14 protein-coding genes are annotated in these 12,509 nt (G+C 71.0%); 11 read left to right on the top strand and 3 right to left on the bottom strand.

The window, feature by feature from the left end; all coding sequences use genetic code 11:
- Together ABT297_RS15955 and ABT297_RS15950 are read right to left on the bottom strand one after the other, a co-directional pair.
- On the bottom strand, positions 1–1,245 hold the full coding sequence (locus tag ABT297_RS15955; protein WP_350549442.1) for a sensor histidine kinase: 1,245 nt from the start codon (positions 1,243–1,245) through the stop codon (positions 1–3).
- Between the two features lie 92 nt (positions 1,246–1,337).
- Positions 1,338–2,030 (bottom strand): Pr6Pr family membrane protein, encoded by a 693-nt coding sequence (locus ABT297_RS15950; RefSeq protein WP_350549440.1) that lies wholly within the window; start codon positions 2,028–2,030, stop codon positions 1,338–1,340.
- A gap of 205 nt (positions 2,031–2,235) precedes the next feature.
- Between ABT297_RS15950 and ABT297_RS15945 the strand changes: the two genes are divergently transcribed.
- The 10 genes from ABT297_RS15945 to ABT297_RS15900 all read left to right on the top strand — a co-directional run bounded on the left by ABT297_RS15945 (position 2,236) and on the right by ABT297_RS15900 (position 10,613).
- Positions 2,236–3,561: a helix-turn-helix transcriptional regulator gene (locus tag ABT297_RS15945; RefSeq protein ID WP_350549438.1), complete on the top strand. Its 1,326-nt coding sequence runs from the start codon at positions 2,236–2,238 to the stop codon at positions 3,559–3,561.
- Positions 3,562–3,598: 37 nt separating this feature from the next.
- On the top strand, positions 3,599–4,060 hold the full coding sequence (locus tag ABT297_RS15940) for a hypothetical protein (RefSeq protein ID WP_350549436.1): 462 nt from the start codon (positions 3,599–3,601) through the stop codon (positions 4,058–4,060).
- A gap of 43 nt (positions 4,061–4,103) precedes the next feature.
- A complete protein-coding gene (locus ABT297_RS15935; RefSeq protein WP_350549434.1) occupies positions 4,104–5,102 on the top strand; it encodes a WD40 repeat domain-containing protein in 999 nt (332 codons plus the stop codon).
- 56 nt (positions 5,103–5,158) lie between these two features.
- On the top strand, positions 5,159–5,470 hold the full coding sequence (locus ABT297_RS15930; RefSeq protein ID WP_350549432.1) for a DUF6092 family protein: 312 nt from the start codon (positions 5,159–5,161) through the stop codon (positions 5,468–5,470).
- On the top strand, positions 5,410–6,027 hold the full coding sequence (locus ABT297_RS15925) for a nitroreductase family protein (RefSeq protein WP_350549430.1): 618 nt from the start codon (positions 5,410–5,412) through the stop codon (positions 6,025–6,027). Before ABT297_RS15930 ends, ABT297_RS15925 begins: the two co-directional genes overlap by 61 nt.
- Before the next feature lie 122 nt (positions 6,028–6,149).
- Positions 6,150–7,151 carry an alcohol dehydrogenase catalytic domain-containing protein gene (locus tag ABT297_RS15920; protein WP_350549428.1) on the top strand — a complete coding sequence of 334 codons (1,002 nt, stop codon included), beginning with the start codon at positions 6,150–6,152 and terminating at the stop codon, positions 7,149–7,151.
- 235 nt (positions 7,152–7,386) lie between these two features.
- Complete coding sequence (locus ABT297_RS15915; RefSeq protein ID WP_350549427.1) at positions 7,387–7,944, top strand: SigE family RNA polymerase sigma factor; 558 nt, start codon at positions 7,387–7,389, stop codon at positions 7,942–7,944.
- Positions 7,937–9,160: a hypothetical protein gene (locus ABT297_RS15910; RefSeq protein ID WP_350549425.1), complete on the top strand. Its 1,224-nt coding sequence runs from the start codon at positions 7,937–7,939 to the stop codon at positions 9,158–9,160. The genes ABT297_RS15915 and ABT297_RS15910 overlap by 8 nt, the downstream gene beginning before the upstream one ends.
- Before the next feature lie 193 nt (positions 9,161–9,353).
- Positions 9,354–10,112, top strand: a complete 759-nt coding sequence (locus ABT297_RS15905; protein ID WP_350549423.1) for a polysaccharide deacetylase family protein — start codon at positions 9,354–9,356, stop codon at positions 10,110–10,112.
- Between the two features lie 168 nt (positions 10,113–10,280).
- Positions 10,281–10,613, top strand: a complete 333-nt coding sequence (locus tag ABT297_RS15900) for a hypothetical protein (RefSeq protein WP_350549421.1) — start codon at positions 10,281–10,283, stop codon at positions 10,611–10,613.
- Between the two features lie 37 nt (positions 10,614–10,650).
- Here the strand turns inward: ABT297_RS15900 and ABT297_RS15895 are convergent, their stop codons facing one another.
- The gene (locus tag ABT297_RS15895) at positions 10,651–11,247 is read right to left on the bottom strand and encodes a TetR/AcrR family transcriptional regulator (RefSeq protein WP_350549419.1); all 597 of its coding nucleotides are present in this window, start codon (positions 11,245–11,247) and stop codon (positions 10,651–10,653) included.
- 50 nt (positions 11,248–11,297) lie between these two features.
- Between ABT297_RS15895 and ABT297_RS15890 the strand changes: the two genes are divergently transcribed.
- The gene (locus tag ABT297_RS15890; protein ID WP_350549417.1) at positions 11,298–12,503 is read left to right on the top strand and encodes an FAD-dependent monooxygenase; all 1,206 of its coding nucleotides are present in this window, start codon (positions 11,298–11,300) and stop codon (positions 12,501–12,503) included.
- Positions 12,504–12,509: the final 6 nt, after the last annotated feature.

Below are 12,509 nucleotides of genomic sequence, written 5' to 3'. Positions count from 1 at the left end.
TCAGACCACCACCGGCAGCCAGGCCCGCACCCGGAAACCGCCGGCGTCGCCGACCGGACCGGCGTCGAGCGACCCCCCGAGGCTCGCCGCCCGTTCCGCCATGCCGACCAGACCGTTGCCACCCGGCGACGTATTGCCGCGCCACGCGAGCGAGCCTCGGCCGTCGTCGCGGATCTCCAGCCCCAGACCGTCCCGGCGGAACTCGACCGTGATGTCGACCCGGGTGGCATTCGCGTGCCGCAGGACGTTGGTCACCGACTCCTGCACGATCCGATAGGCGGTGATCTCCACCAACCGCGGCAACGGGCATCGGTCGCCGACGTAACTGATATCGATCGACGGTTCACGCAGACCGTGCGCGGTCGCCAGATCCTGCAACCGCTCCAGCCCGTGCGCCAGCGCCGAAACGTCCAGCGCACCGTCACCGTGGGCATCGATGACGTCGGTGGACCGCAACACGCCGACCGCCGCGCGGAGTTCGCCCATCGCCTCCCGGCATGCGCCACGCACCACGTCCAACGCTTCACCTGCTCGTCTCGGGTCGTCATCGATCAGTTCGGCGGCCACACTCGCCTGCACCGAGATCACCGCCAGCGTGTGCGCTGAAACGTCATGCAGCTCCCGGGCGATGCGCAGCCGCTCCTCGGTGAGCATCTGCGCGGTTGCCCGCTCACGCTCCGCGGCCAGCAGCGCTTCGCGTGCCTCGTGCTCCGCACGCCAAGCCCGCCGGCTGCGCACCCCGTCACCGAGCAGGAGCGCGGCCAGGAACAGCAGCGTGGAACTGTCGAGCGCGGCGTCGAACAGTCGAGCACCGGTCTGTGCCGTGCGGGCGAGCGCGTCAGACACCAGCAGGCCACCGGCCACCGCCAGGCCGGCACGCCGCTGCGACGTGACCGCCACCGAGTACAACGCCACCCACACCGGCACCGCGGGAGCGCCGCCCGGGTAAGCAAGCATGTGATAACACACCCACAGCACCGCGACAATGCCCAACGTCAGCGCGGGCCACCGGCGCCGGGCGAGCAGGGCGACCGACATCGCCACTCCGATGCCGTACCCGACGGCGTCCGCCGCTCGATCGCCGGCTTGCAGCACGCCGTACCCGATCCGGTACACCGTCGCGACCCCGGCGATCACCACCAGGAACACGTCGACCGCCCACGGCGGCAGGTCCACCACCAGCCGCCGCAACCGCGCAACCGACATTGTCACCTCGCCCGTCGCCCGCCGGCTGAACTCCGCCACTGGGTCATGGTGAAGACGAACGGTAGGTCGAAGAACACGGCTTCGGTGTCGACCATGGCTGAAAGTCTAGTACCCGCACTCAGCGAACCCGCTCAATCTTGGGCAGATAGGCGTAGCCGGTGCAGTGCTCTCCACACGGCGCCCGTCCACCGTGCCCGGCTGGCGAGCACGGCGCCCAGACCGAGCACGGCGATCACGAGGTGGATCACCGCGACGAACACCGCGACACCGACCCAACCGCCCGCCTCGGCGGGATCGAGGAAGAAGTACGGGTACCAGTGGTCGCTCGACTCGGCCGCATAGGTGAGGGCCATGGCGGTCCAGATCGCCGGGTGTACGAGCCACAACGCCGCCGCGGCGAAGGGCAGCGGCCGGGCGGGTGGCACGGCGATCCACCACACGGCCATGAGGACCGGCATCGCCTGGTGGAGCACGAAGTCGGAGAGGTTCCATGGCGCCCCCGGCTCAGCGAGCAGGGCGTTGGCGACGATCCCGGTGATGCTCGTGCCCACCACGGCGAGCCCGCGCAGATACTCGGCCGCCTGACCCGGATGCCGGCCACGCAACAGCGCGACCCCGAACACGGCGCAGGCGGTCACCGCCAGCACGTTCGACTGCGTCGTGAAGTACAGGAACAGCCGGCCGCGACCGAGCAGCGGGTTGGCGTCGTCCCAGGCCAGCAGCGGGTCGATGACGACGAAGGTGACCGTCGCGACCAGCAGCAGCACGACCGCGACGACGACGGGCAGGATCGGATAGGGGCGAGCGGGAGGAGCAGCGACCACGGGATACCTCTCTGATCGGATGTGTGGGTCCCGCGACGCAATCTCGCGTGCCGGGGTCATTGCCGGTATCCGGAGCAGCCCTGACGTTGCCCCAGCGGTGTCCGGGCTAGCCCTGAATCCGCGGGTCCAGCGCCCTGTCCGGCTAAACTTTGCTTCCGGATACGCGCCCGGAGGACTGCCTGGGGGGCCGATGCACAACGCACGCATGTGGCTGGGGGGTCCGGGGTGGTGGCGGCGGCTCAGGCCTGTCCTGTTCGTCGCGTGGCTCGGACTGGGCTCGGTGGTCACGCTCGCCGTCGCGCGTGCCGACGGCGCCGGCGGTTATGCGACCCATCCCGCCTCAACGCTCGCCCTCGCGGGCGGCGCGATGGGGATCGCCCTGCTGTCCCGACGACTGGCCGACCGGGGTGACCGTACCGGTGGCGGCTGGCTCCTCGCCCTGGCCATCGCCGTCCTCGCGTACCTGGTGCTCGGCACGCTCGCCGTCGTCGCGGTCACCGCCGAGTCCGGTATGGCGCCTCTCCTCGTCGGCCTCTGGGGCGGATGGTGGCCCGTACCGCTCGCCGTGCTGCAGCTCGCGGCACTGCGGGCGGAACCGCGCGCCCGCCGGTGGTCGATCCTGCTCGGCGGCGTCGTCGCCGGCGCGGTCGTCTGCATGGCACTCGTGCTGGAGCCCGTGCGTCCGTTCGCCGGTCACCCGCCGGCGGCACCGGAGGATTGGCACACACCCGTTGTCACAGACGTCGCCAGTGGCCTCGTCGGCTTCGTGGTGCTCGCCACCGTGCTGCTCCTGGCACGTCGCGCGGTCCGCGTCCCGGCGGACGAACGCGCGAGCGCCACGCTGAACGCTGCCGCCGCGGCGATGGCACCCCTGTTGATCATCGTGTGCATAGGCACGGCTGTGGCCAGCGACCCCGGCGACATCGCGCCGACGGCCGGCAGCGTCGCATACCTGGTCTCGCTGGCCGCCGGCTGCCTCGTCGGGGCGATGGCGCTCATCGCGTCCACCGACGCGGCGGCCAATCCGAAGGCGGTGCGCTGGCTGCTCTCCGGGGTGCTCGGTGGATACGCCGCCATCGGCGTGACGCTCGCCGCGACCTGGACCGGCGCTGCGCTCCGCCCCGCCGGGCCGCTGCTCTCCGGCCTCGCCGTGGCAACCCTCACCGCCATCATCGGCGTCGCCTGGTGGCGGGCGTCCTCCGCACTGACCGGGTTCGCCGTGCCGCCCGTTGTACATCCCGTCGCACCACTCCCGGGGCCGCCAGTCGTACCGCCAACGCCACCGCAGCCGGCCACGGTGTCGCCACCCAGGCTCGAACTGCTCAGCCCGCGTGAACGCGAGGTTCTCGCCCTCGTCGCCGCAGGCGCCCGCGACGCTGCGATCGCCGAGCGCCTCCACCTGTCGCAGCGCACCGTCGAGACCCATCTACGGCGAATCTTCACCAAGCTCGGGCTCGAGAGCGACGGCCGCCGCAACCGACGGTTGCTAGCCGCCCGGGCCTGGCTGGAGGCCACGAACACCGGCGCGTAGCGGACGACCGGTTGTCCGCTGCGGCTACCCTGGCAGCATGTTGCAGGCCAGGAGGACCAGCGTCTGGCGGAGCCGTTACGAGGTCGTCGCCGACGGCCGCACGGTAATCACGTGGGACGGCGGGCTGTGGAACAAGGGCGGCGATTTCACGCTCGACGGCCGGCGCTACGAGGTGCGCGGCAACGTCTGGGGCAGCCGGTTCACCATGGTCGACGAGTCCGGCGCGCAGGTAGCCGGGGCCGAGCGGGTCGGCCGCAAACAGTGGACCGTCGAGGCAGCCGGCCGGACGTACCACTTCCGGCGCGCCTCGATCTTCGGCCACGAGCAGGAACTGGTCGTCGACGGGCGCCGGGCCGGCTCGGTGCGGCGCACCAGCGCCTGGCGCGGTGACGTCGACGCCGACCTGCCCGGCCTGCCGCTGCCGGTGCAGATTTTCGTGCTCGGCGTGGTCGTCACGATGTGGAACGCCCAGGCCGCCGCGGCCGGTGGGGGGAGCTGACGCCGCAGAGCGGCTCCGTCGCGTTCGAGCATTGGATTGATCGATGGTTACGGATTCCGAGGGCGCGATTCACCGGTTCGACGCGTGCGGCGCGGTCACGGTCGGCGAGCCCGTGTTCCCGCACGGACAGCCCGCACAGTACGTCTCCGTCGTGCACACCGCCGACGGCCGGATCCTGCTGGCCACCCTCGCCGGTCATCGGGTGCGCTGCGTCGACGCCCGCACCGGCGCCAGGGTCGACGACCGGGAGCGCCCCTGGCACGTGCGTGCGACACGGTTGACGGGTGCCGCGCTCCCGGACGGCCGCACCTTGTTGCTCGCCGCCACCGACGAAGGCCTCGAGCGCCTGGACCTGGCCACCGGCGAAATTCTGCCGCTGGGTGCCGGCCCGGTCGACCTCTACGACGTAACGGTCGCCCGGCTGCCGGACGGCAGGGTTCTGGCCGCGGGCGCGGGCTACGACGGCGACGTGCACCGCTGGGACGCGGCAACCGGCGAACGCCTCGGCCCGCCCATGCCCGGCCACTCCCCGGCCCTGCGGGCGATCGCGACCGCCACCCGCCCCGACGGCAACCTCACGATCATCTCCGGCGACGAGACCGGTGCATTGCGCCGCTGGGACGGGGCCACCGGCTCGCCGGTCAGCGCGCCGCAGCGCACCGCCGCCGAGACCCTCACAGGCCTGACCGTGCTCACCCGCGCCGATAATCGTCAGGTCCTCGTCGGATGCTGCGACTCCGGCCTGCTGCACCAGTGGGACCCCCACACCGGTGAGGTCCTGCGGGCCCCGCTGCCGGTCCTCGCCCGCGCCGACGTGCTCCAAGCGTTCTTGGACCCGGCGGGCCGGCCCGCTGCCCTGGTCCTCGGCGAGAACCCCGACGACAGCCATGGCGACCTCATCGCGGTCCGCTGCGACCTGGAGACCGGCGTCGAGCCCGACGACCTGCTACCGCAGACCGCCTGCGCCGTTTATGTCGACGTCGGCCGCACCATGCTGGTCCTGGGCGAGCCCGACGGTAGCCTGGTCGTCCGCCCGTGGTGAACGCCGCGAGCGCTGACGAGGGTGTAGACGGGACCCAGGCGGGTAGCCCCACCACGATGGTGCTCACCGAGGACGAGGCGCTCGAGCTGCTCGCCTATCTTGTCACCGCCGCCCGAACCCAGCTCGACGAGGCCGCGGAGTACGGCCCCTTGCGGCTGCTGACCGCCGCGCAGCGGCTTGCCGGCTACATAACGCCTCGGGTGTCACCTGAGACGCGCGCGCTGCTGGAGGGCCCGATCCAGCACGTGCCGCAGACGGCGACGCGTTCGGCCGACCCGGACGGGTACGCGGCCTCGCTGGACACCGTGTGCCGCGTCCTCGCAGAGCATCTCGTCGCTCGATACGGCATCGATCGGGGTGCCCGGTGAGCCGTGACGCGCTCGAGGTCATCAGGACGCGCCGAACCGTGCGCGCGATGACGAGCGAGCCCGTACCGCGCGACCAGTTGGAGCGAATCCTGGACGCCGCCGCGCACGCCCCGAGCGCGGGCAACCGCCGCCTGCAGCGTTTCGTCGTGATCGATGATGCCGCGACGCTACGCGTGCTGCGCATGGTCTCGCCCGGCATGCTCCAACGCCCGGCGGCGGCCGTCGTCATCTGCGTCGACGTGGCACGCGCCATGGAGTACGGCTTCTCGGCGACGAGCAGCGGTCTCTTCATCGATGTTGGCACCGCCGCGCAGACGATCCTGCTGGCTGCCCACGCGCTCGACCTCGGGTCTGGACCGGTCACCTCGTTCAGCAAAGCGGCCGTCAGCGCAGTCCTCAACCTGCCCGCCCGGTGGAGCCCCGAAATGATCGTGTGCCTCGGCCACGCCGCCGCGACGCAACCATCTCCGGTGGGCCCGCACCGGCGGCGCACCTGGCGCGACCTCACCCACTGGGGCCGTCTGGACAGCAATGCGAACACAGCAGCCAGCTCGTGAGCTGTTTGCGTCGCGCAGTCGTCAGGATGGCGTACCGCAGTGGTTGGCCCTGGTTAGCCGAGCAGGTGCCGGGTAGACGCGCGTGCAGGTTCAGCATCGGGTGACGGGCGAAGGGAGCGGGCATGCGCGCGGTACAGGTGGCGAAGCCCGGAGCGGATTTCGAGCTGGTCGATCGGCCGGTTCCACAGCCCGGACACTGGCAGGTCCTGGTGCGCACCGCAGCCTGCGGCGTCTGCCACAGCGATGTCATGACCAAAGACGGCATGGCCGGCGCCTATCCCCGCACGCCCGGGCACGAGGTGGCGGGCACGGTCGAGGCGGTCGGCGACGGCGTGGCGCAGTGGCAGGTCGGCCAGCGTGTCGGGATCGGGTGGTTCGGCGGCGCCTGCTTCACCTGTACGCCCTGCCGAGAAGGTGACTTCATCTCGTGCCGCGCCGCGCGGGTCACCGGTCTGTCGGCCGACGGCGGCTATGCCGAGTACGTCCTCGCTCCGGCCGACGCCCTCGCGGCCATCCCGGACGAGCTGTCCGACGTCGAGGCCGCGCCACTGATGTGCGCCGGGGTCACCTGCTTCAACGGGCTCCGCGGCAGCGGCGCCCGCGCGGGCGACCTGGTCGCCGTCGTCGGGCTGGGTGGGCTCGGCCATCTCGGCGTGCAGTTCGCCAACAAGATGGGCTTCGAGGTGGTGGCCATCGCTCGCGGCGAGGAGAAGGGCGAGTTCGCCCGGCAGCTCGGCGCGCACCACTACCTCGACAGCACGGTTGTCGACGTCGCCGCCGAACTGGCACGGCTGGGCGGCGCCCGCGCCGTGCTCTCCACGGTCACCAGCTCCGCGGCCACAACGGCGACCGTGGGCGGCCTGCGGCCACGCGGGCGGCTGGTCGTGATCGGTGTGCCAACCGAGCCCCTGCAGGTGTCCGCAGCCGACCTCATCCTCGCCAGTCGGCTGGTGGCCGGCCACGCGTCCGGTACCGGCATGGACAGCGAGGACACGTTGCGCTTCGCCGCGTTGACAGGTGTGCGGCCGATCGTGGAGACGTTGCCCATGGCGGAGGCGAACCGTGGCTACGCGAGGATGATGGCCGGACAGGCGCGCTTCCGGATCGTGCTCACCACTCGGTGACCGCCCCCAGAGCCGGCCACACCCTCATATTGCGTTTCGCGCCCAATTGTTTCCATGGGCGCCATTTCTTCCTTTCCGGCTAAATTCGCCACAGGCCCGTTCTTGGGCTGCCCCTGCCGGGCCTGGATCTTCCGACCTCGGCGGCAACTGTCGGCTGGGCGACAAGGAGTCACCTGCAACCTCAGGGTGCGGTCCTGCGTGTTGTCGTCGAACGGCCGGGGATCGCCGGTCGCCGATGGGAAGGAAGGGCAGTGTGGTCACCTTGCTTGACGGGGGCAGTCTTGGGAGCCTGTCCGACAATGGACCGCCGCGCGATGTTGTGTTCGAGGATTTCTACGCGGCGCACTTCCGGCCGCTGAGCATCCAGCTGTTCGCGTACACGGGCGACATGGCCACGGCGCAGGACATGGTGCAGGAAGCGTTCTGCCGGGCGTTGGCGCGGTGGAAGCGCGTCGCGGCCATGGACGATCCGGCCGCTTGGGTGCGACGGGTCGCCTGGAATCTGGCCACCAGCCGGTGGCGGCGGACCCGGGTCGCCGCGCAGTTCGCTCGGCGGCAGCGCGAGGAGCACGTAGCGGCGCCCAGCCCGGACCGGGTGGCGCTGGCGCAGGCCCTGAGCACACTGCCGGCCCAGCAGCGCCGCGCGGTGATCCTGCACTATTTGGCCGATCTGCCGATCGGCGACATCGCGCGTCAGGAGGGTGTGGCCGAGGGGACAGTCAAATCCTGGCTGCACCGCGGGCGTATCGCTTTGGCAGCTCAACTCACCGACAAGGAGAACTACCGTGGCTGATTTCAACGACCAGTTCCTCGCCAGCGCGTTCGCGGAGTTCCGTGGCGAAGTCGAACCTCACGTCAAGCCCGCCGGTACCGCGGCGGCTCACGACACCGTGCACCGCCGGCACCGAGTGCGGATGATCACCGCGACCGCACTCGCCGCACTAGCGGTTGCCGCGCCGGTGGCCGCGTATGCGGCGGTGACCGGCGACCCGCACGGCCCACCACCGGCCGTGACCGGCGACGCGCCCAGCGACCTGCCCAGCGCCACGTCCAGCGATCCGGCATCGCTCGAGCCGAGCGTGGCGCCGGCGGTTGCCGGGTCCGCGGCACCGGACGGCCGGATCAGCAAGGCGGACCTGAGCAACGCGACGCTGAACATCCCGGCCTGGCCCAAGGGCTTCGACGAAATCTGCCCGACCGGCAAGGTGAAGTTCAGCGGTGGCAAGGCAGGGGACCGCGGCCTGGCGGCGCTGCAGGGCGACCCGGTGTACGTGGACGTCGACCACGACGGGGCGCTGGAGACGGTCATCCTCATCTCGTGCAGCCCGCAGGGCAGCGACTACCAGGTCGTCGCCCTCGACCGGGACACCACCGGCAAGATCGTCACCCTCGGCAAGGTCGTCGGCTCCGCCGGCAACACCGGGAAGGAGGGCTCGGACATCATGACGATCTGGGCGATCAAGGCCGGCGACAACGGCCAGGTCCGGGTCGACGTGGGCGAGTTCCGGCCCTGCTGTGAGATGGCGCAGGCATCCCAGCACCAGTGGCGTGAGTACGGCTGGAACGGCAGCCGGTTCACCCAGACCGGCGGACCGGCCGAGTTCGGGCCCAACCCGAAGGTCACCGATCTGGTCATCACCGCCGACCGACTGATCATGACCAAGCAGAGCGACGGCTCGTGGGCGGGCACCCTACGGGTGAACATCCACAACGCGGCCAAGGTCGCCACACCGGGCAAGGTGTGGTTCGGCCTCTCCATCGACGCCGGTTGGCAGTCACAGCCGGGCACGGACTGCCCCCTCAACCACGACAGCCCGCAGAACTGCACGCTGCCCGGCATCGGCGCGGGAGCGGACCGATCCCTCACCATTCGGCTCACCGCGCCGGCCGGCTCGTTGAGCACCAATAGCAGCCTGTACGCCCATGCGGTCGACGCCAACGGTCTCGTATATCCGGACCGTAAGGAGTTCGGGGGAGTCGTCGCGAACGTACAGGTGGTCCAGGGCTGAGCCCGGATCGACGGCCCGCCACGGATCTCGGTCCGTGGCGGGCCGCCGCTGTCCTGTCTGGGTAACGAGCACAACCACGATCGACAGAGCCCTGGACGCCGACGCGTGCGCAGGTCGGGTACCGTCGGCGGAAACTCTGTGATCGACGGGGCCTGAGGTGAACAGACGCGCACTGTTTCGAGGTGGTCTGCTCGTGACCGCCGGCGCCGCCCTCGGGGCGGCCGCGGTTACGATCCCCCGCGCCTGGCCACAGGGCCACCTCCCGTTCGACGGCGGATACGCGCCGGCTGCCGACCGGGTTGACTACGACGTCCAGGGGCATGTCGCGGTCACCTGGCACGTGGAGACGTCCGAACCGGTGGTGGCGTTCACGTTCGACGACGGGCCGGCTCCGAAGTGGACCTCCGAGGTGCTGGACGTGCTCGAGCACCACCAGGTGCCGGCGACGTTCTTCCTCGTCGGGAAGAACGTGGCGGCCCACGGCGACCTGCTGCGCGGCCGGCTGGACCGGCACGAAGTCGGCAACCACACGTGGTCGCACCCTGACCTGGCGAGATTGGACGCGCCGACCATCGACAACCAGTTGGCCCGGACACACGACACCATCCGGGCGGTGAGCGGGCGTGAGCCGAAGCTCTTCCGTCCGCCATACGGCCACCTCGGCGGGTCCACGCTCATGGCGGCCAACAAGGCCGGCTACAGCCTGGCGCTGTGGTCGAAGAAGATGAACGAGGACCTGTACATCAAGAACCCGCCCGGGCAGGCGCAGGACATCATCGAGAACGCCCGTCCCGGTCAGATCATCCTGGCCCACGACGTCGGCACCGCCAACCGTTACGTGGCGCTCAGCCAGCTCGGCGCGATGTTCACCGGGCTGCGCCAGCGCGGCTTCCGGTTCGTCACCGTGTCCGAGTTGATGGCGATCGGCCGGCCGACGCCCGCGAAGGGCTGATCAGGAGGTTCGCGGTATGCGCGGAAACGGGATGATCCGGTGATCGAGCGCTGGGAAACTGTCGAGGCCATCACGGCCGCGCGTGACCGGTTCGAGGCCGCCATTCCTGGTTGGCGACCTCCTGCGGCGTTCGGCATCGCCCGTGACGGCGCTGGAGGGCCATCGTTCGTGCGGGTCGGTAGCGCCGAGAACCGGCTCCCGGCGGCGGTGCTCGCCACGGTCTGCGACCACACCGGCGGATCGGGGTCGTATCGCCTCGGCCGCGACGACCTGGAGCGGGCCATCCGGCTGCTGGCTCCGGCGCGGGCGTGCACCGACCTCGAGCACCCGAACCTCGTGGCTTGGCAGTGGTTGCATGCCGACCTGGCGCCCGATGAGGACGTGGTGGCCGTGTTCGCCGCCGATCTGACGGACGCGGCCGGCGACCGGTATGCGGCGGCGCTGCTGGCGGCCGTATTCGCCGGGCGGGTGGAGAACCCGGACGGCACGACGACGCCGTGATCCAGGCCAGCGGGTCACGGTCCTGACCGGTGTCGCGTCAGGAGGCGACGGCTTGGGAGCCGTCGGTCAGTGCGATCATGGCGCGGCGAATGCGGCTTTCCGCCGCCGGGTCGGCGCCATCGGTGAGTGCGACGTGGTGCAGCACGCCGACGACGGCCAGAGCCAGCGCCTCCGTGTCGGCGGCTGCGGGGATCCGTCCGACTCGCTGCTCGGCGACCAGGTATTCGACGATCGCGCGTTCGAGTGCCTGTAGCGCGGCGCTCCCGTCGCCCAGTACCGCTTCGACGTTTGCCGCCAGCGCCGGCCGGTAGGCCATCAGCCGGGTCATGGCCAGCAGCGTGGTCAACGGGGTCGTGAGGACGGCCTCGCTGAGATTCCCGGCGACCGTCCCGGTGCCGGCGCGCCCCGGAAGGCCGGCCGCGGCGACGGAGATCTGGAAACTCCGGTCCACCGCGTAGCCGACGAGGAAGTCGTCGAAGTTCGTGAAGTGTGCGAACAGCAGCCCCGTGGCGACGCCGGCCTCGCGGGTCACGGCTCGGCTGGTGAGCCGGCTGGGGCCTTCTGCCGCGATCACACGTTCCACGGCGGCGAAGAGTTGCTGCCGAGGTTCGGGGATGGCGACTCCACGAGGCATGCCCGAATTCTAGGCGCCGGCCACCACCGTGTTGCGCATCGGATGAGCACATGCTCATACTATTTGAGCAGATGCTCATTCTGGCCTCGGGAGTACGGATGAAACGAGCGGTGATCGTCGGCGCCGGCATAGCCGGTCTCGCCACGGCCCTGCGACTGGGACAGGAGGGGTGGCACACGCTCGTGGTGGAGCGCGCCTCGGCCCGGCGAAGCGGTGGCTACCTGGTGAATCTGCTCGGGGCCGGCTACGACGCGGCCGAGCGGCTCGGGCTGATCCCCGCCCTGTCCGACCGCGCGCTGGGCCTGTTCACCACCGTGCTGGTGCGGGCGGACGGGCGGCCGAAGCTCACGGTGCCGCCAGCCGTCGCCGAGGCCGCTCTGGGCGCCCGCACCATGTCGGTGTTCCGCGGGGACCTGGAGACCGCGCTGTACGAAGCGGTACGCGACCGCGCCGAGTTCCGCTTCGGCACCACCGTCTCGTCCATCGACCAGGACGCCCACCGGGTAACGGTCAGGCTCAGCGACGGCACCACCCAGGACGCCGATCTGCTCATCGGCGCCGACGGCGTTCACTCCGCCACCCGTACGGCGGCGTTCGGGCCTGATCACCGGGTCGACCTGCCGTACGTCGTGGCGGCGTTCCCGCTCGCCCATCCCGTGGCGGACGTGCCCGAGTCGTCTGCCACGACCTTCATCGGTCCCGGGCGCACGGCGGCGATCGTCAACCTGGGCCCGCAACGGTCCTCGGCGTTCTTCACGTACCGCTGCGCGAACCCGGGTCTGGAGCTGGAACACGGACCGGTGAACGCGCTTCGCACGGCCTTCGGCGACCTGGCCGCAGGCGTGCCCGAGGCGATCCGCGACCTCGAGAAGGACCCCGCCGGCGCCTACTTCGACCGGGTCAGCCAGGTCGTCATGCCACGATGGAGCACCGGCCGGATCGCGCTCCTCGGAGACTCGGCCTGGTGCGTCACGCTCTTCGCCGGGCACGGCGCGGCGCTGGCGCTCGCCGGCGCCGACCAGCTCGGCACCGCGCTGCACCGGCACGGTCAGGACATCCCGGCGGCCTTGGCGGACTGGGAAGCCGGCCTGCGACCTGAGGTCACCAAGCGGCAGGCGCTCGCTCACCGAGGCATGCACCAGTACGCGCCGCCCAGCCGCTTCCACGTGTGGATGAACGACGTCACGATCCGAGCGATCACCCTCCCCGGCATCCGTGGCATCGTCCGGCGCGGCATCGAACGACAGAACCGCTGAAGCGCA

Source organism: Dactylosporangium sp. NPDC000555 (assembly GCF_040300025.1).
GTDB lineage: Bacteria > Actinomycetota > Actinomycetes > Mycobacteriales > Micromonosporaceae > Dactylosporangium.
This window is presented reverse-complemented; position numbering and strand designations above follow the sequence as displayed.